We start from the raw sequence: 22,996 nt of genomic DNA, 5'->3' as shown, positions 1-22,996 counted from the left end.
GGGTCTTGTCTCTCAGTGCTTGCGGCGAAGGTGGCGCCAGACGAACCCCGGGAAGGCCAGCGTCAGCATCACGCACACCAGAACTGCGTAGAACTGCCAGCCCTGTTCGGCCATCTGGCCGCCACGGCCTTCCAGCCAGCGGCCGACCCCCGTCACCACGGCGGTGTAGAGCATCAGCTCCAGCAGGCGCCACGACACGGTTCTGGTCGTCCTGCGGGGACCCACCGCAAAAAGCCGTTCACTGAAGAACGGCAGGTTGGCCAGCACGGCTGCGAGCAGCAGCACCAGCCAGATCGAGGCTGCCGGCGTCATCAGGTGGCCAGCGCCTTGACGATGGCCTGCGCACACATGGCCATCAGACTGCCCGGCAGGACGCCCAGCAGCAGCACCGCGGCACCATTCAGCGACAGCACCGCGCGTGCACCCGTGGGCGTGACGATCGGCGATGTGTCCTTCGGCTCATCGAAGTACATGACCTTGACGATGCGCAGGTAGTAGAAGGCACCGATCAGCGACATCACCACCGCGAAGAGCGCCAGCAGCAGGTGCACCGTGTCGTTGGTCGAAACCAAGGCCTGCAGCACGGCCAGCTTGGCATAGAAACCGACCATGGGCGGCACACCGGCCAGCGAGAACATGAAGATGCCCATCACCGCGGCCAGCGTCGGGCTGCGGCGGTGCAGTCCGGCCAGATCGGCAATCTCGTCCGCCTCGAAGCCGGCGCGTGCCATCAGCATGATCAGACCAAAGGTGCCCAGCGTCGTCACCACATAGGTGATGATGTAGAACATGGACGAGCTGTAGGCATTGGCCGCGGACAGCGTGTTGCCGTTGACCACGCCGGCCAGCAGGCCCAGCAGCAGGAAGCCCATCTGCGCAATGGTCGAGTAGGCCAGCATGCGCTTCAGGTTCGTCTGGGCAATGGCCGCCAGATTGCCGACCAGGAGCGAGCAGACCGCCAGCACCATCAGCATCTGTTGCCAGTCCACCGCAAGTCCCAGCATGCCATCGACCAGCAGACGCATCGTCATGCCGAAGGCCGCGATCTTGGGGGCACCAGCGATCAGCAGCGTGGCAGCCGTCGGAGCCCCTTGGTAGACGTCCGGCAGCCACATGTGGAACGGCACGGCACCCAGCTTGAATGCCAGACCGGAGACGATGAAGACCAGCCCGAACACCAGCAACTGGTGACTTTCGCCCCTGCCGATGAAGTCGAAGATCTGGCCCAGATCCAGCGAGCCGGTGGCACCGTACATCATCGACATGCCGTAGAGCAGGAAGCCCGAGGCCAGCGCGCCCAGCACGAAGTACTTCATGGCCGCTTCGGTGGACTGCGCATGGTCACGGCGCAACGCGACCAGCGAGTACAGCGACAGGCTCATCACTTCCAGGCCGAGGTACAGCGTCAGCAGGTTGTTGCCGGACACCATGATCGAGATGCCGAGCAGCGAGAACAGGCTCAGCGTGTACAACTCGCCCTTGAGCATCTCGCGGCTGGCGGCATAGGGACGCGCGTAGACCAGGGTCACGGCCACCGCGATCGTGGCGAACAGGGCCAGCAGGTGCCCCATCGGGTCGGTGACCACCATGCGGTTCATCGCATAGGAGGTCTGTCCCTCGTTGAACAGTACCCAGTGCATGCCGCCGACGCCGATCAGCGTCAGCAGGGTCAGCACATGGGTCGGCGTGCGCCGGGGGTCGGTGACGAACAGGTCGGCCAGCGCGACCACGCAGGCCATCACCAGCAGGAAGATCTCGGGATACACCGCGAGCCAATTCATTGCAGTCATGGGGTGCAGCGCTCCAGGATCACAGTTTCGACACGCCAACGTGGCGGATCAGCTCGGTCACCGACACATGCATGACGTCGGTGAAGGGCTTGGGGTACAGACCCATCGCGAGGGTGCAGATCGCCAGCACTGCCAGCAGCAGGTACTCGCGGGCATTGATGTCGGCGAGTTCACGCACATGGTCATTGGCAACTTCACCGAAGTAGACCCGCTTGACCATCCACAGCGTGTACGCAGCGCCAAAAATCAGCGCGGAAGCCGCCAGCATGCCGATCCAGAAGTTGAACTGCACGGCACCGAGGATCACCATCCACTCGCCGATGAACCCTGCCGTGCCAGGCAAGCCGGCGTTGGCCATGCCGAAGAACACCGCGAATGCCGCGAACTTGGGCATGGTGTTGGCCACGCCGCCGTACGAGGAAATTTCACGCGAATGCACACGGTCGTACAGCACCCCGATCGACAGGAACATCGCACCCGACACGAAGCCGTGCGAGATCATCTGCACCAGACCGCCGGAAATGCCCAGTTCGCTGAAGAAGAAGAAGCCCAGCGTGACGAAACCCATGTGCGCGATCGACGAGTAGGCGACCAGCTTCTTCATGTCGGTCTGCACCATCGCGACCAGGCCGATGTAGATCACCGCGACCAGCGACAGCGTGATCAGGAGACCCGACCACTCGTGCGAGGCATCCGGCGCGATCGGCAGCGAGAAACGCAGGAACCCGTAGGCGCCCAGCTTCAGCATGATCGCGGCCAGCACGATGGAGCCACCCGTGGGCGCTTCGACGTGGGCGTCCGGCAGCCAGGTGTGCACCGGCCACATCGGCACCTTCACCGCGAAGGCGGCCAGGAAGGCGAAGAAGAGCATCGTCTGGGCATCGGCCGGCAGCGGGAGCTTGTGCCAGGTCAGGATGTCGAAGCTGCCACCCGACTTGTAGTACAGGAAGATCAGGGCCAGCAGCAGCAGCAGCGATCCTGCCAGCGTGTACAGGAAGAACTTGATCGCGGCGTAGACACGGCGCGGTCCGCCCCAGATGCCGATGATGATGTACATCGGGATCAGGGTCGCTTCGAAGAACACGTAGAACAGCATGCCATCGGCCGCCGAGAACACGCCGACCGTCAGGCCGGACATGATCAGGAAGGCACCGATGTACTGGTGGGCACGGTCGGTGATGACTTCCCAGCCCGCCAGCACGACGATGATCGAGATGAAGGCCGTGAGCAGCACGAACCACACCGAGATGCCGTCGACACCCAGGTGGTAGCGGATATTGAACCGCGGAATCCAGGCGAAGTTTTCCTGGAACTGCAGGGCCGCCGTCGTGGTGTCGAAGCCGGTGATCAGCGGCAGCGTGACCGCGAAACCGATCAGCGCACCGATCAGGCCGATCCAGCGGGCGGCCTGGGGTTGGTCATCACGCCCGATCGCCAGCAGCAGCACGCCAAAGGCGATGGGGATCCAGATCGCAAGTGAGAGGTATGCCATGGTCCTTACCTCCGCTCAGCGATACTGCAGCACGAACCACGTCATCAGCGCGAAGACGCCGACGAGCATGACCAGTGCATAGTGGTAGATATAGCCAGTCTGGAACAGGCGCACGAGCGACCCGATCCAGCCCACCAGGCGAGCGGAACCATTGACGAACAGGCCGTCGATGATCGTCACGTCGCCGATCTTCCACAGGCCGCGGCCCAGCAGACGGGCGCCTGCAGCGAAGATGTTCTCGTTGATCCAGTCCATGTAGTACTTGTTTTCCATCACGGTCACCAGCGGTGCCAGTGTCCGGGCGAAGAACGCCGGGACAGCCGGAACCAGCATGTAGAACACGTACGCCGTCACGACGCCGCCCAGGGCCAGCATGAACGGCAGCGTACTGAACGCATGCATGGCCATCGCCGCCGCACCGTGGAACTCCTGCGCCAGTTCTTCCATTGCAGGATGCGCATGCAGATTCACGGAAATCGCATCCTTGAGGAAATCACCGTACAGCATCGGCTGGATGGTGAGGTAGCCGATCACCACCGAAGGGATCGCCAGCAGCAGCAGCGGCACGGTCACGACCCAGGGCGACTCGTGCGGCGTGTGTGCATGCGCATGGCCGTGGTCGTCTTCGTCATGGTGGTCGTGCTCGCCGGGGAACGGCTTGTGGTGGAAGTGCTCCTTGCCATGGAAGACGAGGAAGTACATGCGGAACGAGTAGAACGCCGTGACGAACACGCCGATCACGGCCGCCGCGTAGGCGATCGGGGCTGCGGACAGCGTGCTCGCGTGCAGCGCCTCGATGATCGAGTCCTTCGAGTAGAAGCCCGAGAAGAACGGCGTGCCGATCAGCGCAAGCGAACCCAGCAGCGACGTGATCCAGGTGATGGGCATGTACTTGCGCAGGCCGCCCATGTTGCGGATGTCCTGGTCGTGGTGCATGCCCATGATGACCGAGCCGGCACCGAGGAACAGCAGTGCCTTGAAGAAGGCGTGCGTCATCAGGTGGAACACGGCGACCGAGTAGGCCGAAGCGCCGAGCGCGATCGTCATGTAACCCAGCTGGGACAGCGTGGAATACGCGACCACCCGCTTGATGTCGTTCTGGATGATGCCCAGGAAACCCATGAACAGCGCCGTGATCGAACCGATGACCAGGATGAAGTTCAGTGCGGTGTCCGACAGCTCGAACAGCGGCGACATGCGCGCCACCATGAAGATGCCGGCCGTCACCATCGTCGCCGCGTGGATCAGCGCCGAGATCGGGGTCGGGCCTTCCATCGAGTCCGGCAGCCAGACGTGCAGCGGGAACTGCGCCGACTTGCCCATCGCGCCGATGAACAGGCAGATGCAGATCACGGTGATCAGCATCCAGTCGCCACCCCAGGTGTCGTACGGGAAGACGATCTTCGAGAGTTCATCCGCCTTGGCGAAGGTCTCGGTGTAGCTCAGCGTGCCCGCATAGGCGGCGATCAGGCCGATGCCGAGGATGAAGCCGAAGTCACCGACGCGGTTGACCAGGAAGGCCTTCATGTTGGCGAACACCGCGGTCGGCTTCTTGAACCAGAAACCGATCAGCAGGTAGGACACCAGACCCACCGCTTCCCAGCCGAAGAACAGTTGCAGGAAGTTGTTGCTCATGACGAGCATCAGCATCGAGAACGTGAACAGCGAGATGTAGGAGAAGAAGCGCTGGTAACCCGGATCCTCTTCCATGTAGCCGATGGTGTAGATGTGCACCATCAGCGACACGAAGGTCACCACGCACATCATCATCGCCGTGAGGCCGTCGATCATGAAACCGACTTCCATCTTCATGCCGCCCAGCACCATCCATTCATAGACGGTCTGGTTGTAGCGCGCCCCGTCCAGGGCAACGGCCTTGAGCGTGATGGCCGACAGGATGAAGGCGACCAGCACGCCCAGGATGGTGGCGACGTGTGAACCCGTCCGGCCGATGGACTTGCCGAAGAAACCGGCCAGCACGGCACCCGCGAGGGGCGCCAGCGGCACGGCCAACAGCATCGATTGCGAGAGCTGAGACATTTTCTGTTGTTCCCCTTGGCGTCAGCCCTTCAGCGAGTCGAGCTCATCGACATTGATCGTGGCGCGGTTGCGGAACAGCACGACCAGGATGGCCAGACCGATCGCGGACTCGGCCGCGGCCACCGTCAGGATGAAGAACACGAACACCTGGCCGGCCATGTCCCCCAGGTAGTGGGAGAAGGCCACGAAATTCAGATTGACCGCCAGCAGCATCAACTCGATGGCCATCAGCAGCACGATCAGGTTCTTGCGGTTCAGGAAGATGCCGACCACGGAGATCGCGAACAGGATCGCGCCCAGCGTCAGATAGTGTCCGAGCGAGATCATGCTTTTCCTTTCGGGGCGGCGTCGGCAGCGGGCGCGGCAGCAGGCACGGAGGCCACTTCGCGCACGGCATCCATCTTCACGATGCGCAGGCGGTCGGCCTTCTTCGCCTTGACCTGCTCGGACGGGTTCTGGCCGCGCACGTCCTTGCGGCGACGCAGCGTCAGCGCGATGGCGGAAATGATCGCCACCAGCAGCAGCACCGCAGCGATTTCCAGCGGATAGAGGTAGTCGGTGTACAGCTCGATGCCCAGCAGCTTGGTGTTGGGCATGCCGACCGGACCTTCCATCGGCTTGACCACGGAGGTGTTGAATCCCCGTTGAAGCACCCAGGCCATTTCCAGTGCGATCACGACACCCACGAGTGCCGCCACGGGAAAGTGTTTCCAGAAACCCTGCTTCAGCACCTCGATGTTGATGTCAAGCATCATCACGACGAACAGGAACAGCACCATGACGGCGCCGACATACACCAGCACCAGCGAAATCGCCAGGAACTCGGCATGCAGCAGCATCCAGATGCACGAAGCGCTGAAAAAAGACAGCACCAGGAACAGCGCGGAATGGACCGGGCTGTTGGCCGTGATGACTCGGAAGGCCGAGAGCAGCAGCACGGCGGAGAAGACGTAGAAGAGCGCGGTGGTCGTGTCCATGTCGTAGTCGGGTACGCGGTTGGTGCAAGCCCAGTCCCGCAGTGCAGTCATCAGGACCGCGGCCGCGAGTGTGGGCGCCTTGCCTTACCGGTACTTGGCGTCCGCCTCCTTGTTGGCTGCAATCTCTTTTTCGTAGCGATCGCCGACGGCCAGCAACATGTCCTTCGTGAAGTACAGGTCACCGCGTTTTTCGCCGTGGTATTCGAAGATGTGCGTCTCGACGATCGAGTCGACCGGACAGCTCTCTTCGCAGAAACCGCAGAAGATGCATTTGGTCAGATCGATGTCGTAGCGGGAGGTACGGCGGCTGCCATCGGCGCGGACGTCCGATTCGATGGTGATCGCCATCGCCGGACAGACCGCCTCGCACAGCTTGCAGGCGATGCAGCGCTCTTCGCCGTTTTCATAACGACGCAGCGCATGCAGACCGCGGAATCGCGGCGAAAGCGGCGTCTTCTCTTCCGGAAACTGCACAGTCACACTGCGCTGGAAGAAGTGACGCCCCGTCAGCTTCATGCCCTTGAGCAACTCAAGCAGCATGAAACTGGAGACAAAATCCTTGACACTGGCCACGGCGGACATGGTTGTTTTCCTCGCTCGCTCGGATTATTTCCAGATGTTCCAGGGCGACTGGATCCACAGACCCACCACCACCAGCCACACCAGCGTGATCGGGATGAAGATCTTCCAGCCCAGGCGCATGATCTGGTCATAGCGGTAGCGCGGGAAGGTGGCGCGCACCCACAGGAACATCGTCGCGACACAGAAGGTCTTCAGGCCCAGCCAGATCCAGCCCGGGATGAACCCCAGTGCGGTGAACGGAGTCGACCAGCCACCGAGGAACATCAGCACGGCCATCATCGACACCAGGATCATGTTGGCGTATTCGGCCAGGAAGAACATGGCGAACGACATGCCCGAATACTCGATCATGTGACCGGCCACGATTTCGGCTTCACCTTCGACCACATCGAAGGGGTGGCGGTTCGTCTCGGCCAGACCGGAGATGAAATACACGATGAACACGGGGAACAGCGGCAGCCAGTTCCACGACAGCAGGGGAACACCCATGTCGGCAAAATAGCCCTTGGTCTGGCTCATGACGATGTCCGTCATGTTCAGACTGCCAGCGACCATCAGCACGACGACAAAACAGAAGCCCATCGCGATTTCGTAGCTGACCATCTGGGCCGAGGCACGCATCGCACCCAGGAAGGCGTACTTCGAGTTCGAAGCCCAGCCGGCGATGATCACGCCATAGACTTCCATCGAGGTGATCGCCATCAGGAACAGCAGGCCGGCGTTGACGTTGGCCAGCGCCACTTCCGGACCGAACGGCACGACCGCCCAGGCAGCCAGCGCCGGCATGATGGTCATGATCGGGCCCAGGAAGAACAGGCCCTTGTTGGCGGCGGTCGGGGCAATGATCTCCTTGAAGATCAGCTTGACGGCGTCGGCGATCGGAGTCAGCAGACCCCACGGACCGACCCGGTTCGGGCCGGGACGGATCTGGGTCCAGCCGATGGCCTTGCGCTCCCAGAGCGTCAGATAGGCCACGCAGCCGAGCAGCGGCAGCAGCACGGCCACGATCTTGAGCAGCGTCCAGACCACGGTCCAGGCGGAGCCCAGCGTGGAAGCGCCGACGGTTTGCAGGGTGTCCAGCATCATCAGGTCCTTCTGCGGCTCAGGCGCGTTCGATGCTCAGGGTGCCGAACACGGCCCCCAGAACGGCGGTGGAGGGATGACCGGCGCTCACCCGTGCGGTGTTGGCAGCCAGCGTGGCATCCAGCGAGGCGGGCAGCACGACACTGCCGTCACCTTGCTTGACACGCACCTTGGCGCCTTCTTGCAGCCCCAGATGCGCCCAGAGCGCGGCGTTCAGGGCCACCAGCGGCGCGTTGGCGTCTGCGGTTTCCTGCAGCGACGGAGCACGACGGACGATGGAATCCGTGGCATAGACCGGCACGTTGGCAATGCGTTGCAGCCCGGCCGGGGCGGCCATGATCTGCGGCGTGGCGCTGCTCGCGTTGGACAGGCGGGCAGCAATCTTGCCGGCATCGTTCAGCCCGGCAGCCGCACGCACGTCCTCGACCGACTCCTGCGCGAAGCCGTTCAGGCCCAGCAGGTTGCCCAGCACACGCAGCACCTTCCAGCCCGGACGGGTGTCGCCCAGCGGACGCACCACACCGTGGAAGCTCTGCACGCGGCCATCGGCGTTGACGAAGCTGCCACCGGTTTCGGTGAACGGCGCGATCGGCAGCATCACGTCGGCGAACTCGGCATTCGCCTGGAACGGGCTGAAAGCGATGACCATCTCGGCCGCTTGCAGCGACTTGGCGGCTTGCGCTGCGTTGGCAGCGTCCAGCACCGGCTCGGTGTTGAACAGCAGGTAAGCCTTGAGCGGCTTGGCCAGCATCTGCCCGGCGTCCAGACCGCCCTGCCCCGGCTGCGCACCGACCAGCTGAGCGCCGACACCGTTGCCGGAGTCCCCCAGGTAGCCGCAGCGGGCACCGGCTTGCTCGGCAATCCAGTTGGCGATGGCCAGCAGTTCGGCCGCTTGCGGGTGTGCCGCGGCAGCGTTGCCCAGCAGCACGGCCTTGCGTTCACCCGACAGCAGCGCGTTGGCGATGGCTTGCGCCTGCTCGCCAGGCGTCACCGACAGCGGCGCGGTCACGCCCTTGGCGGTCGCGACAGCCGCGGCCACCTCGATCAGCACCGACAGCCAGTCCGACGGCGCCGCGACGATCTCGCCGGCGACGTTCATGGCCCAGTTGTCCGACTGTGCGCCGATGCGCATGACACGCGCACCGCGGCGGGTCGCCTGGCGCAGACGCTGCGCGAACAGCGGGTGGTCCTTGCGCAGGAAGGAGCCGATCACCAGCGCGCGGTCCAGCGTGGACAGCTCGGCAATCGGCAGCCCCAGCCAACGCACGGCACCGGCTTCGGTACGGAAATCGGCGTGGCGCAGGCGGTGGTCGATGTTCTGGCTGCCCAGACCGCGCATGAACTCGCCCAGCAGGAACAGCTCTTCGCTGGTGCTCATGGCCGAGGCCAGCGCACCGATCGAAGCCGCGCCGTGCTGCGTCTTGATCTGCTTCAGGCCATTGGCGACGTATTCGAGCGCCGTGGTCCAGTCCACCGGCTTCCACTGGCCGCCCTGCTTGAGCATCGGCTGCGTCAGGCGGGCATCGCTGTTGAGCGCCTCGTAGCTGAAGCGGTCGCGGTCGGCGATCCAGCACTCGTTGACGGCGTCGTTTTCCAGCGGCACCGCGCGCAGCACCTTGTGGTTCTTGACCTGCACGATCAGGTTGGCACCCGTCGAGTCGTGCGGGCTGACGCTCTTGCGGCGCGACAGTTCCCAGGTGCGGGCGCTGTAGCGGAATGGCTTGCTGGTGAGCGCGCCGACCGGGCAGATGTCGATCATGTTGCCCGACAGCTCGGAATCGATCGTCTGGCCGACAAAGGTCGTGATCTCGGAGTGCTCGCCACGCTGCAGCATGCCGAGTTCCATCTGGCCGGCGATTTCCTGGCCGAAACGGACACAGCGCGTGCAGTGGATACAGCGGCTCATCTCCTGCATGGAAATCAGCGGACCGACCTCCTTGTGGAAGACGACGCGCTTTTCTTCTTCGTAGCGCGAGGCCGACTTGCCGTAGCCCACGGCCAGATCCTGCAGCTGGCACTCGCCGCCCTGGTCACAGATGGGGCAGTCCAACGGGTGGTTGATGAGGAGAAACTCCATCACCGACTGCTGGGCCTTCAGCGCCTTGTCGCTCTTGGTACGCACGATCATGCCCTGCGTCACCGGCGTGGCGCAGGCAGGCATGGGCTTGGGCGCCTTCTCGACGTCCACGAGGCACATGCGACAGTTCGCGGCGATCGAGAGCTTCTTGTGGTAGCAGAAGTGCGGGATGTAGGTGCCCGCCGCTTCGGCAGCATGCATCACCATGCTGCCCTCAAGCACGGACACCTTCTTGCCGTCGAGTTCGATTTCAACCATGTTGGTTCGTCCCGGCCATGCAGGTCTTGTGTTCGATGTGGTGGACAAATTCGTGGCGGAAATGCTTGAGCATGCCGCGCACCGGCATCGCTGCCGCGTCCCCCAGCGCACAGATGGTGCGGCCCATGATGTTCTCGGCCACGTTGTCGAGCAGCGCCAGATCGTCCGGGCGACCGTGGCCGGTCTCGATGCGGTCGACCATCTTGGACAGCCAGCCAGTGCCTTCGCGGCACGGCGTGCATTGGCCGCAGGACTCGTGGGCGTAGAAGTAGGACAGGCGCTGCAGGCTCTTGACCATGCAGCGGGTCTCGTCCATCACGATGACGGCGCCCGAGCCGAGCATCGAGCCCGCCTTGCTGATGGAGTCATAGTCCATCGTGCAGGCCATCATCACGTCCGCGGGCAGCACCGGCGACGACGATCCACCCGGGATCACCGCCTTGAGCTTCTTGCCACCCTTGACGCCACCCGCGAGCTCCAGCAGCTTCGAGAACGGCGTGCCCATCGGGATCTCGTAGTTGCCGGGACGCTCCACGTCGCCGACCATCGAGAAGATCTTGGTGCCGCCGTTGTTCGGCTTGCCACATTCCAGATACGCCGGACCACCGTTGCGGATGATCCAGGGCACGGCCGCGAAGGTCTCGGTGTTGTTGATCGTCGTCGGACGACCATAAAGACCGAAGCTCGCGGGGAACGGCGGCTTGAAGCGGGGCTGGCCCTTCTTGCCTTCGAGCGACTCCAGCAGGGCGGTCTCTTCACCGCAGATATAGGCGCCAAAGCCGTGGAAGGCGTGGAGCTGGAAGCTGTGCTTGCTGCCGAGGATGTTGGCACCCAGGTAGCCAGCGGCACGGGCTTCTTCCAGAGCCTCTTCGAAGCGCTCGTAGGCCTCGAAGATTTCACCGTGGATGTAGTTGTAGCCGACCGAGATGCCCATCGCGTAGGCGGCGATGATCATGCCCTCGATGACGATGTGCGGGTTGAAGCGCAGGATCTCGCGGTCCTTGCACGTCCCCGGCTCGCCTTCGTCGGAATTGCAGACGAGGTACTTCTGCACCGGCAGCGCGCGCGGCATGAAGCTCCACTTCAGGCCGGTCGGGAAGCCCGCACCGCCACGGCCACGCAGACCCGAAGCCTTCACGTCCGCGATCACTTGGTCGGGGGTCATGCCCTCGCCCTCGGCCTGCGACAGGATCTTGCGCAGCGCCTGGTAACCACCACGCGCTTCGTAGTCCTGGAGGTGCCAGTTGCTGCCGTTCAGACCCGCATAGATCTGCGGATTGATGTGCCGGTCATGGAAACAGGTCTCGAAACCGGTCGCCTGGAATTTGGAGAGATCAAGAGTCATGTGCTTGTCCGCCCCTGGGGTCAGTTGGCCTTGGCCCTGGACTGCGCCTTGAGCGTGGCGACCAGGTCATCCAGCCGGTCGTTGCTCATGTAGCTGATCATCTGGCGGTCGTTGACCAGCATCACCGGCGCGTCGGCGCAAGCGCCCAGGCACTCGCACTTCTGCACGGTGAACAGACCGTCAGCGGTGGTGCCACCGTCTTCGACGCCGAGCTTCTCGCACAGGTAGTCCATCGCCTGCTGACCGTTGCGCAGCTGGCACGGCAGGTTGGTGCAGACGTTCAGCTTGAACTGACCCACCGGACGCTGGTTGTACATGTTGTAGAAGGTCGTGACCTCGCGCACCGCGACCGGCGCCATGCCGAGGACATCGGCGATGGCCTTCTCTGCCTCGGCCGAAACCCAGCCCAGTTCCTGCTGGGCAATCGACAGGCAGGCCATCACCGCCGACTGCTTCTGGTCGGCGGGGTACTTGGCAACTTCGCGCGCAAAGCGCGCCAGGGTGGCTTCACTGAACATGGAGGTGGTCGCTTCCGGAGAGCATCAGTCAATCAGCGGTCGATCTCGCCGAACACGACGTCCATCGTGCCGATGATGGCCACGGCGTCCGCGATCATGTGGCCGCGCGACATCTCGTCGAGCGCGGCCAGATGCACATAGCCGGGCGGGCGGATCTTCATGCGGTAGGGCTTGTTGGCACCGTCGCTGATCAGGTAAATGCCGAATTCGCCCTTCGGATGCTCGACAGCGGCGTAGGCCTCGCCTTCGGGCACGTGGAAACCTTCGGTGAAGAGCTTGAAGTGGTGGATCAGCTCTTCCATCGAGGTCTTCATCTCGACGCGCGACGGCGGTGCCACCTTGTGGTTGTCGGTGATGACCGGACCGGGGTTCTTGCGCAGCCAGTCGACGCACTGCTTGATGATGCGGTTGGACTGGCGCATTTCCTCGACACGCACCAGATAGCGGTCGTAGGTGTCGCCGTTGACGCCGACCGGGATGTCGAAATCCATGCGGTCGTAGACTTCATACGGCTGGTTCTTGCGCAGGTCCCAGGCAATGCCCGAACCCCGCAGCATCGCGCCCGTGAAACCGAGATTCAGCGCCCGCTCCGGCGACACGACACCGATGCCGACCGTGCGCTGCTTCCAGATGCGGTTGTCGGTGAGCAGGGTTTCGTACTCGTCGATCAGCGTCGGGAAGCGGGTCGCGAAGTCATCGATGAAGTCCAGCAGCGAGCCCTGGCGGTTCTCGTTCAGACGCGCCATCGCCTTGGCGTTGCGGATCTTGCTGTGCTTGTACTGCGGCATCGTGTCCGGCAGGTCGCGGTAGACGCCACCCGGACGGAAGTACGCCGCGTGCATGCGCGCACCCGACACCGCTTCGTACATGTCGAACAGGTCTTCCCGCTCGCGGAAGCAGTAGATCAGCATGTTCATCGCGCCGCAGTCCATGCCGTGGCAACCCAGCCACAGCAGGTGGTTCAGCAGGCGGGTGATCTCGCTGAACAGCACACGGATGTACTGTGCGCGGATCGGCACATCGACACCCAGCAGCTTCTCGATCGCGAGGCAGTAGGCATGCTCGTTGGCCATCATCGACACGTAGTCGAGGCGGTCCATGTAGGGCAGCGACTGGATGAAGGTCTTGCTCTCGGCCAGCTTCTCGGTGGCGCGGTGCAGCAGGCCGATGTGCGGGTCGGCGCGCTGGATGACTTCGCCGTCCAGCTCCAGCACCAGGCGCAGCACGCCGTGCGCGGCCGGGTGCTGCGGACCGAAGTTCAGGGTGTAGTTCTTGATTTCAGCCATGGATCAACCTCAGGTTGGGCGCTGCGCCAGCTCAGTGCAGGCCGCCGTAGTTGTCTTCGCGGATGATGCGCGGCGTGATCTCGCGCGGCTCGATCGTGACCGGCTGGTAGATGACACGCTTCTGCTCCGGGTCATAGCGCATCTCGACGTGCCCCGTGACCGGAAAATCCTTGCGCATCGGATGCCCGATGAAACCGTAGTCCGTCAGAATGCGGCGCAGGTCGTCGTGACCGTCGAACACGATGCCGAACATGTCGAACGCTTCGCGCTCGAACCAGTTGGCAGAGGACCACAGCGGCGTGAGTGCCGCCACGACCGGGAAGTCGTCATCGGTCGCGAACACCTTGAGACGCAGACGCCAGTTCAGGCGCACGGACAGCAGGTGGCTCACGACAGCATAGCGAGGCCCCTCGTGTGCGCCATCGCGGTAACCGCTGTAATCGACGCCGCAAAGGTCGATCAACTGCTCGAATCCGAGGTCCGGATGATCGCGCAGAGTCTTGGCAACGGACAGGTAGTCGGTCGCCTTGACCGTGATCGTGAGTTCCCCACGTGCACGCACCAGGCGCACGAGGCGGTCGGCCAGCACACGCTCCAGCGCAGCTTGCAGGGTATCGAGTTTCTGAGTCATGTCGGATGCACCTGCTCAGCGGGCGATGGTGTTTTCGCGCCGGATCTTGGCCTGCAACTGCAGGATGCCGTACAGCAGCGCCTCGGCCGTGGGCGGACAGCCCGGCACATAGACGTCCACCGGCACGACACGGTCACAACCCCGCACCACCGAATAGCTGTAGTGGTAATAGCCACCGCCGTTGGCACAGGAGCCCATGCTGAGCACCCAGCGCGGCTCGGCCATCTGGTCATAGACCTTGCGCAGGGCCGGCGCCATCTTGTTGCACAGCGTGCCGGCAACGATCATCAGATCGGACTGCCGGGGACTTGGCCGGAACAGCATGCCGAAGCGGTCGATGTCGTAGCGGGACGCTCCCGCGTGCATCATCTCGACCGCGCAGCAGGCCAGACCAAAGGTCATCGGCCAGAGCGAACCGGTCTTCGACCAGTTGATCAGGGTATCGACACTGGTCGTGACGAAACCTTCCTTGAGTACGCCTTCAATGCCCATGGTGTGCTTCCGTGGCTCTCGTGGTCTGGATCGAATTCATTCCCAATCGAGGGCGCCCTTTTTCCATTCGTACACGAATCCGACCACCAGGATGCCCAGGAAGATCATCATCGCCCAGAAACCTGTCGCCCCGATTTCACGCAGCGACACCGCCCACGGAAACAGGAACGCAATTTCCAGATCGAACAGAATGAAGAGAATCGCCACCAGGTAGTAGCGCACATCGAACTTCATGCGCGCATCCTCGAATGCCTCGAAACCGCATTCGTAGGGGGAGTTCTTGGCAGGATCCGGACGGTGCGGACCCAGCAGCGCACCCAGCAACTGGGGCGCAACGCCGACACCGACGCCGACAAGAATGAACAGAATGACGGGGAGGTATTGTTCCAGATTCATGTCAGCCTCTCATGCGGCAAAAATAAAGCGCGCCGCCCGGGAAAGCACTTGAGTGCTTAACCGCGTGCTTAGCGCGCCCACCTGTTCCCTGCGCCTAAGTATTGCCAGGGCGCCGAACCAAACCCTCGAAGAGAATCTGATTCACATGTCATTTCGTATGGTGCCGACGGCGAGACTCGAACTCGCACAGCTTTCGCCACTACCCCCTCAAGATAGCGTGTCTACCAATTTCACCACGTCGGCACGTGAAACCATCATTCTACAACCAGCATCGCCGCTGCATCTCTGCAATCAAGCGAATCCAGAACCTTGTCTGGCTGGCTGAACTGCAGGTAATCCCTTGCAGCGCAGCCTTGAATTCTAATGCCAACAAGGGTTTGCCTCAAGTACCCAGCCTGATTTTTCGCTCGATTCAGCGCGAGGCGGGCGCCGAAGCGGCCGCAGCAGAGGCTGCAGGAGCAGCCACCAGACCCGGAATCTGGGCCGCAACCGGGCCGCTGGCCGCCACTGGCGCAGGCGCAGAGGCCCTGTCCAGGATGCTGCCATCGGAGCCGCCAGCGCCGCGCAGGTTGCCGAAGTAGGCCAGCGCCAGAGTGCAGACAAAAAACAACGTTGCAGCCACCGCAGTCGAACGGGACAGGAAGTTGGCACTGCCTGTGGCGCCAAACAGACTGCCGGAGGATCCCCCACCAAAGGCGGCCCCCATGTCGGCGCCCTTGCCGTGCTGCATCAGCACCAGCCCGATCATGGCAATGGCCGTCACCAGCTGCAGCAGCAGCACCAGATTCATCATCACTTGCATGGAAAGAAACTCCGTATGAACTCGACAGGACCGACCGGCAATCGGTCAGCTCGCTGCGCGCGCCACGGCGACGAAATCCGCCGCCTTGAGTGCCGCGCCGCCGATCAGGCCGCCATCGATGTCGGCCTGGGAAAAGAGAATCGCGGCGTTGTCAGGCTTGACGCTGCCACCGTACAGCAGCTTCATGTCGCTGGCCCGCGGCGTTGCCGCAGCCAGCTGGGCACGCAGCACGGCATGCACGGCCTGCGCCTGCTCCGGGGAGGCGGTCCGGCCCGTGCCGATGGCCCACACCGGTTCGTAGGCCACGACCACTTCACCGATGCACTGCCCGAGCGCGTGGATGACCGCCGACAGCTGGCGCTTCACGACTGCCTCGGTCTCGCCGGCCTCGCGCTGCTCCAGCGTCTCGCCGACACACACGATGGGCGTGATGCCCTTGGCCAGCGCCGCCTTGGCCTTGTCCGCCACGAGCTGGTCCGACTCCCCATGGAAGGCGCGGCGCTCCGAGTGCCCGACGATGGCGTAGCGGCAGCCGAACTCGGCCAGCATCGTCGCCGACACTTCGCCGGTATAGGCGCCCTGCACATGGGCGGAACAATCCTGCGACCCCCAGGCCACGCTGCTGTTGGACAGCGTCACCGCCACTTCGGACAGGTAGGGAAACGGTACGCACACCGCCACCTCGGCCACGAAGGGCCGAGCGGCCAGAATGCCCTGCAGCAGTTCGGCGTTCGCCGCGTGGCTGCCGTGCATCTTCCAGTTGCCCACCACCAGCTTGTGACGTGTCGTCATGATGAATGCTCTTCGATCAAGTTGAAAAATGAGGTTCAGGCACCAGCCGCTTCAGGCGTCCAGCGCAGCACGATCTTGCCGACATGCTGGTTGGACTCCATCAGCGCGTGGGCCTGTGCGGCCGATGCGGCGGGCAGCACGCTGTACAGGACCGGACGGATCCGGCCTGCCGCGATCAACGGCCACACACGCTCGCGCAAGGCGCGGGCCACTGCGCCCTTGAAGTCCACGGAACGCGGCCGCAGGGTCGAGCCCGTGATGGTCAGACGACGCCGCAGCACCAGGCCAGCATCGAACTGCGCCTTCACGCCACCCTGCACGGCGATCACGACCAGCCGACCGTCCTCGGCGAGCGCTGCCACTTCGCGTGCGATGTAGTCGCCAGCCACCATGTCGAGGATGACGTCGACACCGCGCCCCGCAGTGAGTCGGCGCACCTCTTCGGCGAAGTCGGCCGTGCGGTAATTGATGGCGTGGTCGGCCCCCAGGTCCAGGCACGCCTGGCACTTGGCGTCGCTGCCGGCCGTGGCGATCACCGCCGCGCCCAGCGCCTTGGCCATCTGGATGGCTGTGACACCGATGCCGCTCGTGCCGCCCTGGATGAGCAGGGTTTCGCCCGCCTGCAGTCCGGCACGCATGAAGACGTTGGACCACACGGTGAAGCAGGTCTCGGGCAGGCTGGCGGCCTCGATGTCGCTCAGGCCGTCCGGCACCGGCAGGCACTGCACCGCCGGCGTCACGCACAACTCGGCGTAGCCACCACCCGGCGTCAGCGCGCAGACACGCTGCCCGACCGACAGACCGGCGGCGGCCATCGCCTCGGCATCACCCGACACGATGACCCCGGCCACTTCCAGCCCCGGCAGGTCCGACGCTCCCGGCGGCGGCGGATAGGCGCCCATCCGCTGCAGCACGTCCGGGCGGTTGATGCCGCTGGCGGTGACACGGATCAGCACCTCGCCAGCGCCGGGTACCGGATCCGCGCGATCGACCAGCGTCAGCACGTCCGGAGCACCCGGGCGAGAGATTTCAATGGCTTTCATGCGCGGACTCCTCCGGACGGACAGGGATCAGGACTGCGACGGCTCCGAACCGGCGTCCGGTGCAGCCACCGGAGCGGACGCTTCCGGCGCAGCAGCAGGCTGCTCGCTGCGCGGCGGGCGCTCGCTGCGCTCACGGCGCGGACCACGGTCGCCACGGTCATTGCGGTCCCCGAACTCGCGGCGCGGCGCACGCTCGAAGCGCTCTTCTTCCATGCCTTCCGGACGCTCCAGCAGCGCCTTCATCGACAGCTTGATGCGGCCCTTCTCGTCCGTCTCCAGCACCTTGACCTTGACGATCTGGCCTTCGGTCAGGAAATCGGTGACCTTCTCGACGCGCTGGTGGGCGATCTGGCTGATGTGCAGCAGGCCGTCCTTGCCCGGCAGCACGTTGACCAGTGCACCGAAGTCCAGGATCTTGACGACCGGGCCTTCGTAGACCTTGCCGATCTCGGCTTCGGCGGTGATGTCGGCGATGCGCTTCTTGGCGACGTCGGCCTTGGCGCTGTCGGTCGAGGCGATCGTGATCGTGCCGTCTTCGTCGATGTTGATCTGGCAGCCGGTCTCTTCGGTCAGCGCACGGATGACGGAGCCACCCTTGCCGATGACGTCACGGATCTTTTCCGGGTTGATCTTCATCGTGTACAGGCGCGGCGCGAAGTCGGAGACCTCGGTGTTGGCCGTGCCCATGGCTTCCACCATCTTGCCCAGGATGTGCAGACGCGCTTCCTTGGCCTGCGCCAGGGCGACCTGCATGATTTCCTTGGTGATGCCCTGGATCTTGATGTCCATCTGCAGGGCGGTCACGCCGGTGGTGGTGCCCGCGACCTTGAAGTCCATGTCGCCGAGGTGGTCCTCGTCACCCAGGATGTCGGTCAGCACCGCGAAGCGGTTGCCATCCTTGATCAGGCCCATGGCGATGCCGGCGACGTGCGCCTTCATCGGCACGCCGGCATCCATCAGCGCCAGGCAGCCGCCGCAGACGGAGGCCATCGACGAGGAGCCGTTGGACTCGGTGATCTCGGAGACGACGCGGATCGTGTAGGCGAAGTCTTCGCGGTTCGGCAGCAGCGGCACCAGGGCGCGCTTGGCCAGACGGCCGTGGCCGGTTTCGCGGCGCTTCGGCGTGCCCATGCGGCCGGCTTCGCCGGTGGCGAAGGGGGGCATGTTGTAGTGGAACAGGAAGGTGTCGCGGAAATCGCCGGCCAGCGCGTCGATGCGCTGCGCGTCCTGGTCGGTGCCGAGGGTGGCGACGACGAGGGCCTGCGTTTCACCACGGGTGAACAGCGCCGAGCCGTGGGTGCGCGGCAGCACGCCGTTGCGGATCTCGATCGGACGCACGGTGCGGGTGTCGCGGCCGTCGATGCGCGGCTCGCCGGCGAGGATCTGGCCACGCACGGTCCTGGCTTCGATCTCGAACAGCAGGTTGTCGATTTCGACACCGTCGAACTCGATGCCGTCGGCCTTCAGCGCGGCCTTGACTTCGGCGTAGGCGGCGCGGCAGGCGTCGGTACGGGCCTGCTTGGAGCGGATCTGGTAGGCAGCTTCGATCTTGGCCAGACCGAATTCGGCGACCTTGGCGATCAGCGGCTCGTTCTTGGCCGGAGCCTGCCACGTCCATTCCGGCTTGCCGGCGTCACGCACCAGCTCGTTGATCGCAGCGATGGCGACCTTGGCCTGCTCGTGGCCGTACACGATGCCGCCCAGCATCACTTCTTCGGTGAGCTGCTGCGCTTCGGATTCGACCATCAGCACGGCGGCTTCGGTGCCGGCGACCACCAGGTCCAGCTGCGACTGCTTGAGCTGCGTCGGGCCCGGATTCAGGACGTATTCACCGTTGATGTAACCCACGCGGGCTGCACCCACCGGGCCGTTGAACGGGATGCCGGAGATGGCCAGCGCAGCGCTTGATCCGATCAGCGCGGCGATGTCGGCCGAGGCTTCCGGGTTCAGCGACAGGACGTGGATGACGACCTGGACTTCGTTGTAGAAGCCTTCCGGGAACAGCGGGCGCAGCGGGCGGTCGATCAGGCGGCTGGTCAGCACTTCCAGCTCGCTCGGCTTGGCTTCGCGCTTGAAGAAGCTGCCCGGGATCTTGCCGGCAGCGTAGGTCTTCTCGATGTAGTCGACCGTCAGCGGGAAGAAGTCCTGGCCCGGCTTGGCTTCCTTGCGGGCGACCACGGTGGCGAGCACCACGGTGTCGTCCATGTTGACGATGACAGCGCCACTGGCCTGGCGGGCGATTTCGCCGGTTTCCAGGGTGACGGTGTGCTGACCCCATTGGAAGGTCTTGGTGACTTTGTTGAACAGGCTCATGGAATGCTTTCTTCTGGTAGGTGGCCGGTCACCGCGGCGGGATGCCATTCCATCCGGACCCGCCACCTGCACAGCAGGATCGGATCGGGATGGAATGACACAGCAGCGCCCACGCGTGGCCGTAAAAACAAAGAGCCTGTGCTGGAGGGTCCAGACAGGCTCTTCACATGCATGCAGCGATTACTTGCGCAGGCCCAGCTTCTGGATCAGCGAGGTGTAACGGTCAGCGTCACGGTCCTTCAGGTAGTCCAGCAGCTTGCGGCGGCGGCTGACCATGCGCAGCAGACCGCGACGACCGTGGTGGTCCTTCTTGTGGGTCTTGAAGTGCGGGGTCAGGTGGTTGATGCGGGCGGTCAGCAGGGCGACCTGGACTTCCGGCGATCCGGTGTCGGCGACGCCGCGGGCGTTGGCGGCAACAACTTCTGCCTTGTTGATTTCGGACATGTCAAATTTCCTTCGGTTTCGAGGTTCACTTGCGGCCGTGGGGGAAACCGCCCCGCGCCGTGCACGCGCCGATGCGCGTTCCTCCGCCACCAGAAACGGCAGCGAAGCCTGCGATTATAGCGCCAAGGCGCGCGCCAGCCGATCCACCCCCTGAAGCAGCCGCTGCGGCTGGCGCGAGGCAAAGCACCAGCGCAGCCAGCCCTCGGCCTCGTCACCGAAGGCGGTGCCCGGCGCCAGACCCAGACCGTGGTCGGTCACCAGCCGCCTGGCGAGCGAGAGTGCATCGCGCTCGCCATCGATGCGCAGGAAAGCGTACATCGCGCCGGGCGGTGTGGCCACCTCGACCCGCGGCAGGGTCTGCAGCGCGGCGACCAGCGTGTCGCGGCACACCCGCAGCCGCGCCTGCAAGGCCGGTACCGACACCGGCGCATCGGCCAGCGCCGCCAGCCCTGCGCGCTGCACGAACACCGGCGTGCAAGAGGTATTGAATTCGATCAGCTTGCCGAGCTGCTCGATGAGTGCGGCCGGCGCGACCAGATTGCCCAGCCGCCACCCTGTCATCAGGAAGGATTTCGAGAAGCTGTGTACGACGACCAGCCGGTCCTCCGGATCGGCCAGATCGAGAAAGCTCGGCGCACAGACCACCTGCCCGGGCCGGGGCACGGCGTCCGGGTAATAAAGACGCTCGTAGACCTCGTCCGACACGATCCAGGTGCCCGTGCGGCGGCAGTGGTCGAGGATGACCTGCTGCTCGGCGCGGGTCAGCGTCCAGCCGGTCGGGTTGTTCGGCGCATTGAGCACCAGCACGCGCGTGGCCGGCGTCACCGCCGCCAGCAGCTCGTCCAGGTCGAGTCGCCACGCACCGGCTTCGGCGCGCAGGCTCACCCGGCGCACACGGGCGCCCATGATCGCGGGCTGCGCCGTCAGGTTCGGCCACACCGGCACGACCACGACCACCTCGTCGCCCGGATCGACCAGCGCCTGCTGCGCCAGCATCAGCGCACTCACGCCGGACGACGTCACCGCGATGCGCTCCACGCCCACCGGCCGGTGCAGCGCCGAGATGTAGCCCGACAGCGCCTCGCGCAGCGCCGGCAGGCCGAGGTTGTGGGCATAGAAGGTCTCGCCCGCCTCGATCGACGTCACGGCCGCGTCGCGCACGCCCATGGGCGTGATCTCGTCGCTTTCGCCGAACCAGAAGGCCAGCACATCGCTGCGGCCCAGGCCGGCATTGGCCACTTCACGGATGCGAGAAGCCGGCAGATCGGCAATCACCTGACGCATGAACACCCCACTGTGGACACAGAGCAGATCCGCAAGGATCAGAGGGGAGCCATCTTGCACGAATGCGGCTGCGCCGTCTGCTCGGCGGTCAGGTAACGAACAGTGCGGAAGCCGTAGCCGGAGCCCTCGACATCGAAGCGCACGCCCTCGGTGCCAGCCTTCTGCATCGTGCTGACGTAGAGCGGCTGCAGGAACTGGTGGTCCCCGGCGCGCATCTGGCCGGCCCCCAGGCCACCCAGCGCCTTGCCATCGAAGCGCGCACCGGACAGCGCCTTGGCGACCGCCGCGGCATCGGTGGCGTGCGCACGCTCCATCGCCTGCGCGAGCATCTCGACCATGGCCTGCATGCGCACGTGCAGGTAGTCGTCCTCCGGCTTGGGGAAGCGCTGGTGGAAGCTGGTGACGAGCGCGTCGGATGCCTTGCCACCCGCGTTCGGATGCCACTCGGCCACGGCCACCACGCGCCCCACGCCGGCATCACCCAGCGCGCCCGGCACGCCCAGCGCGTTGCCGTAGAAGGTGTAGAACTTGCCCTCGAAGCCGACATCGCGCGCCGCCTTGACCAGCAGCGTCAGGTCGTTGCCCCAGTTGCCGGTGACGACGGCCTGCGCGCCACTGGCCTTGATCTTGGTCGCGTAGGGCAGGAAATCCTTGACGCGCCCGACCGGGTGCAGCTCTTCGCCGACGACCTGGATGTCCGGACGCTTGGCCACGATCATCGCCCTGCCCTGGCGCACGACGTGCTGGCCGAAGCTGTAGTCCTGGCCGATCAGGTAGACACGCTTGAGCGCGGTGTCCTGCTGCAGCACGTCGGTGAGCGCGGCCAGGCGCATGTCGGCGTGGGCATCGAAGCGGAAGTGCCACGGACTGCACTTCTCGTTGGTCAGCGAGGGCTCGACGGCGGAGTAGTTGAGGAACACGGCGCGGCGCTGGGGTTCGCGGTCGTTGTGCTTGTTGAGCGCGTCGATCAGCGCAGCGGCGGTGGCGGAGCTGTTGCCCTGCAGCACGACACCGATCTGCTGGTCGACCGCGCTCTTCAGCATGGTCAGCGCCTCCTCGGTGTTGCCCTTGCTGTCGAGACGGACCAGTTCAAGCGGCCGATTGCCACCGGGCAACTTCACGCCGCCACGGGCATTCACCCGCTCGATCGCCCAGTTGAGGTTGCGCGCCACCGCTTCGCCGGCGTTGGCAAACGGGCCGGACAGGCCTTCGATGAGACCCAGACGGATCGGATCGGCCGCCTGGGCCGCCGACGCACCCAGCGCCAGCGCGCCCGACAAGGCCAGGAAAGAAAGGGAGAACGGGGTATTTTTCATGGATTTTGAATTATGCATTACAAAATCCAGCCCAA

The 22,996-nt window shown here is 64.4% G+C and carries 22 protein-coding genes and 1 tRNA gene; all 23 read right to left on the bottom strand.

Features of this window, described 5'->3' with window-relative positions; translation table 11 throughout:
- Positions 1-12: 12 nt before the first annotated feature.
- The 23 genes from BDD16_RS16055 to BDD16_RS15945 all read right to left on the bottom strand — a co-directional run bounded on the left by BDD16_RS16055 (position 13) and on the right by BDD16_RS15945 (position 22,961).
- Positions 13-312, bottom strand: a complete 300-nt coding sequence (locus BDD16_RS16055; protein ID WP_179634876.1) for a DUF2818 family protein — start codon at positions 310-312, stop codon at positions 13-15.
- On the bottom strand, positions 312-1,790 hold the full coding sequence (gene nuoN / locus BDD16_RS16050; RefSeq protein WP_179634875.1) for an NADH-quinone oxidoreductase subunit NuoN: 1,479 nt from the start codon (positions 1,788-1,790) through the stop codon (positions 312-314). Before nuoN ends, BDD16_RS16055 begins: the two co-directional genes overlap by 1 nt.
- 19 nt (positions 1,791-1,809) lie before the next feature.
- On the bottom strand, positions 1,810-3,282 hold the full coding sequence (locus tag BDD16_RS16045; RefSeq protein WP_179634874.1) for an NADH-quinone oxidoreductase subunit M: 1,473 nt from the start codon (positions 3,280-3,282) through the stop codon (positions 1,810-1,812).
- A 15-nt stretch (positions 3,283-3,297) separates the two neighbouring features.
- The gene (gene nuoL, locus BDD16_RS16040; RefSeq protein WP_179634873.1) at positions 3,298-5,322 is read right to left on the bottom strand and encodes an NADH-quinone oxidoreductase subunit L; all 2,025 of its coding nucleotides are present in this window, start codon (positions 5,320-5,322) and stop codon (positions 3,298-3,300) included.
- 21 nt (positions 5,323-5,343) lie between these two features.
- Complete coding sequence (nuoK, locus tag BDD16_RS16035) at positions 5,344-5,649, bottom strand: NADH-quinone oxidoreductase subunit NuoK (protein ID WP_179634872.1); 306 nt, start codon at positions 5,647-5,649, stop codon at positions 5,344-5,346.
- On the bottom strand, positions 5,646-6,299 hold the full coding sequence (locus BDD16_RS16030; protein ID WP_179634871.1) for an NADH-quinone oxidoreductase subunit J: 654 nt from the start codon (positions 6,297-6,299) through the stop codon (positions 5,646-5,648). Before BDD16_RS16030 ends, nuoK begins: the two co-directional genes overlap by 4 nt.
- 84 nt (positions 6,300-6,383) lie before the next feature.
- Positions 6,384-6,881 (bottom strand): NADH-quinone oxidoreductase subunit NuoI, encoded by a 498-nt coding sequence (nuoI, locus tag BDD16_RS16025; protein ID WP_179634870.1) that lies wholly within the window; start codon positions 6,879-6,881, stop codon positions 6,384-6,386.
- 24 nt (positions 6,882-6,905) lie between these two features.
- A complete protein-coding gene (gene nuoH, locus BDD16_RS16020) occupies positions 6,906-7,967 on the bottom strand; it encodes an NADH-quinone oxidoreductase subunit NuoH (RefSeq protein ID WP_375139078.1) in 1,062 nt (353 codons plus the stop codon).
- A gap of 16 nt (positions 7,968-7,983) precedes the next feature.
- Positions 7,984-10,299 carry an NADH-quinone oxidoreductase subunit NuoG gene (gene nuoG / locus BDD16_RS16015; RefSeq protein ID WP_179634868.1) on the bottom strand — a complete coding sequence of 772 codons (2,316 nt, stop codon included), beginning with the start codon at positions 10,297-10,299 and terminating at the stop codon, positions 7,984-7,986.
- Positions 10,292-11,644 carry an NADH-quinone oxidoreductase subunit NuoF gene (nuoF, locus tag BDD16_RS16010; protein ID WP_179634867.1) on the bottom strand — a complete coding sequence of 451 codons (1,353 nt, stop codon included), beginning with the start codon at positions 11,642-11,644 and terminating at the stop codon, positions 10,292-10,294. Before nuoF ends, nuoG begins: the two co-directional genes overlap by 8 nt.
- Before the next feature lie 20 nt (positions 11,645-11,664).
- Positions 11,665-12,162 carry an NADH-quinone oxidoreductase subunit NuoE gene (nuoE, locus tag BDD16_RS16005; RefSeq protein WP_179634866.1) on the bottom strand — a complete coding sequence of 166 codons (498 nt, stop codon included), beginning with the start codon at positions 12,160-12,162 and terminating at the stop codon, positions 11,665-11,667.
- 32 nt (positions 12,163-12,194) lie between these two features.
- Positions 12,195-13,448, bottom strand: a complete 1,254-nt coding sequence (locus BDD16_RS16000; protein WP_179634865.1) for an NADH-quinone oxidoreductase subunit D — start codon at positions 13,446-13,448, stop codon at positions 12,195-12,197.
- 31 nt (positions 13,449-13,479) lie between these two features.
- Positions 13,480-14,079: an NADH-quinone oxidoreductase subunit C gene (locus BDD16_RS15995; RefSeq protein WP_179634864.1), complete on the bottom strand. Its 600-nt coding sequence runs from the start codon at positions 14,077-14,079 to the stop codon at positions 13,480-13,482.
- A 15-nt stretch (positions 14,080-14,094) separates the two neighbouring features.
- Positions 14,095-14,571: a NuoB/complex I 20 kDa subunit family protein gene (locus tag BDD16_RS15990; RefSeq protein ID WP_012346532.1), complete on the bottom strand. Its 477-nt coding sequence runs from the start codon at positions 14,569-14,571 to the stop codon at positions 14,095-14,097.
- 36 nt (positions 14,572-14,607) lie between these two features.
- The gene (locus BDD16_RS15985; RefSeq protein ID WP_179634863.1) at positions 14,608-14,967 is read right to left on the bottom strand and encodes an NADH-quinone oxidoreductase subunit A; all 360 of its coding nucleotides are present in this window, start codon (positions 14,965-14,967) and stop codon (positions 14,608-14,610) included.
- A 158-nt stretch (positions 14,968-15,125) separates the two neighbouring features.
- Positions 15,126-15,210, bottom strand: a tRNA-Leu gene (locus BDD16_RS15980).
- 169 nt (positions 15,211-15,379) lie between these two features.
- Positions 15,380-15,769 (bottom strand): preprotein translocase subunit SecG, encoded by a 390-nt coding sequence (gene secG / locus BDD16_RS15975; protein ID WP_179634862.1) that lies wholly within the window; start codon positions 15,767-15,769, stop codon positions 15,380-15,382.
- Positions 15,770-15,814: 45 nt separating this feature from the next.
- Entirely contained in the window at positions 15,815-16,561 is a 747-nt protein-coding gene (gene tpiA / locus BDD16_RS15970; RefSeq protein ID WP_179634861.1) for a triose-phosphate isomerase, read from the bottom strand.
- 35 nt (positions 16,562-16,596) lie between these two features.
- Entirely contained in the window at positions 16,597-17,604 is a 1,008-nt protein-coding gene (locus BDD16_RS15965; RefSeq protein WP_179634860.1) for an NAD(P)H-quinone oxidoreductase, read from the bottom strand.
- 27 nt (positions 17,605-17,631) lie between these two features.
- Complete coding sequence (gene pnp / locus BDD16_RS15960; RefSeq protein ID WP_179634859.1) at positions 17,632-19,917, bottom strand: polyribonucleotide nucleotidyltransferase; 2,286 nt, start codon at positions 19,915-19,917, stop codon at positions 17,632-17,634.
- Between the two features lie 180 nt (positions 19,918-20,097).
- On the bottom strand, positions 20,098-20,361 hold the full coding sequence (rpsO, locus tag BDD16_RS15955; protein WP_179634858.1) for a 30S ribosomal protein S15: 264 nt from the start codon (positions 20,359-20,361) through the stop codon (positions 20,098-20,100).
- Positions 20,362-20,475: 114 nt separating this feature from the next.
- Complete coding sequence (locus tag BDD16_RS15950) at positions 20,476-21,645, bottom strand: pyridoxal phosphate-dependent aminotransferase (protein WP_179634857.1); 1,170 nt, start codon at positions 21,643-21,645, stop codon at positions 20,476-20,478.
- A 38-nt stretch (positions 21,646-21,683) separates the two neighbouring features.
- Positions 21,684-22,961, bottom strand: coding sequence for a branched-chain amino acid ABC transporter substrate-binding protein (locus BDD16_RS15945; RefSeq protein WP_179634856.1), 1,278 nt, complete (start codon positions 22,959-22,961; stop codon positions 21,684-21,686).
- Between the last annotated feature and the right edge of the window lie 35 nt (positions 22,962-22,996).

Source organism: Sphaerotilus montanus, assembly GCF_013410775.1.
GTDB lineage: Bacteria > Pseudomonadota > Gammaproteobacteria > Burkholderiales > Burkholderiaceae_C > Sphaerotilus > Sphaerotilus montanus.
Note: the sequence above shows the minus strand (reverse complement) of the source record. Positions and strands in the feature narration are given on the sequence as shown.

What these genes read in the sequence shown, in the direction of transcription:
- nuoL (WP_179634873.1), bottom strand. Translation starts at nt 5,322, where the DNA reads ATGTCTCAGCTCTCGCAATCGATGCTGTTGGCCGTGCCGCTGGCGCCC.
- BDD16_RS15990 (WP_012346532.1), bottom strand. Translation starts at nt 14,571, where the DNA reads ATGGGCATTGAAGGCGTACTCAAGGAAGGTTTCGTCACGACCAGTGTC.
- BDD16_RS15950 (WP_179634857.1), bottom strand. Translation starts at nt 21,645, where the DNA reads ATGCGTCAGGTGATTGCCGATCTGCCGGCTTCTCGCATCCGTGAAGTG.
- nuoF (WP_179634867.1), bottom strand. Translation starts at nt 11,644, where the DNA reads ATGACTCTTGATCTCTCCAAATTCCAGGCGACCGGTTTCGAGACCTGT.
- BDD16_RS16045 (WP_179634874.1), bottom strand. Translation starts at nt 3,282, where the DNA reads ATGGCATACCTCTCACTTGCGATCTGGATCCCCATCGCCTTTGGCGTG.
- tpiA (WP_179634861.1), bottom strand. Translation starts at nt 16,561, where the DNA reads ATGACGACACGTCACAAGCTGGTGGTGGGCAACTGGAAGATGCACGGC.
- nuoI (WP_179634870.1), bottom strand. Translation starts at nt 6,881, where the DNA reads ATGTCCGCCGTGGCCAGTGTCAAGGATTTTGTCTCCAGTTTCATGCTG.
- pnp (WP_179634859.1), bottom strand. Translation starts at nt 19,917, where the DNA reads ATGAGCCTGTTCAACAAAGTCACCAAGACCTTCCAATGGGGTCAGCAC.
- BDD16_RS16030 (WP_179634871.1), bottom strand. Translation starts at nt 6,299, where the DNA reads ATGGACACGACCACCGCGCTCTTCTACGTCTTCTCCGCCGTGCTGCTG.
- secG (WP_179634862.1), bottom strand. Translation starts at nt 15,769, where the DNA reads ATGCAAGTGATGATGAATCTGGTGCTGCTGCTGCAGCTGGTGACGGCC.
- rpsO (WP_179634858.1), bottom strand. Translation starts at nt 20,361, where the DNA reads ATGTCCGAAATCAACAAGGCAGAAGTTGTTGCCGCCAACGCCCGCGGC.
- nuoK (WP_179634872.1), bottom strand. Translation starts at nt 5,649, where the DNA reads ATGATCTCGCTCGGACACTATCTGACGCTGGGCGCGATCCTGTTCGCG.
- BDD16_RS16055 (WP_179634876.1), bottom strand. Translation starts at nt 312, where the DNA reads ATGACGCCGGCAGCCTCGATCTGGCTGGTGCTGCTGCTCGCAGCCGTG.
- BDD16_RS15995 (WP_179634864.1), bottom strand. Translation starts at nt 14,079, where the DNA reads ATGACTCAGAAACTCGATACCCTGCAAGCTGCGCTGGAGCGTGTGCTG.
- BDD16_RS16000 (WP_179634865.1), bottom strand. Translation starts at nt 13,448, where the DNA reads ATGGCTGAAATCAAGAACTACACCCTGAACTTCGGTCCGCAGCACCCG.
- nuoG (WP_179634868.1), bottom strand. Translation starts at nt 10,299, where the DNA reads ATGGTTGAAATCGAACTCGACGGCAAGAAGGTGTCCGTGCTTGAGGGC.
- nuoN (WP_179634875.1), bottom strand. Translation starts at nt 1,790, where the DNA reads ATGACTGCAATGAATTGGCTCGCGGTGTATCCCGAGATCTTCCTGCTG.
- nuoE (WP_179634866.1), bottom strand. Translation starts at nt 12,162, where the DNA reads ATGTTCAGTGAAGCCACCCTGGCGCGCTTTGCGCGCGAAGTTGCCAAG.
- BDD16_RS15945 (WP_179634856.1), bottom strand. Translation starts at nt 22,961, where the DNA reads ATGAAAAATACCCCGTTCTCCCTTTCTTTCCTGGCCTTGTCGGGCGCG.
- nuoH (WP_375139078.1), bottom strand. Translation starts at nt 7,967, where the DNA reads ATGATGCTGGACACCCTGCAAACCGTCGGCGCTTCCACGCTGGGCTCC.
- BDD16_RS15965 (WP_179634860.1), bottom strand. Translation starts at nt 17,604, where the DNA reads ATGAAAGCCATTGAAATCTCTCGCCCGGGTGCTCCGGACGTGCTGACG.
- BDD16_RS15985 (WP_179634863.1), bottom strand. Translation starts at nt 14,967, where the DNA reads ATGAATCTGGAACAATACCTCCCCGTCATTCTGTTCATTCTTGTCGGC.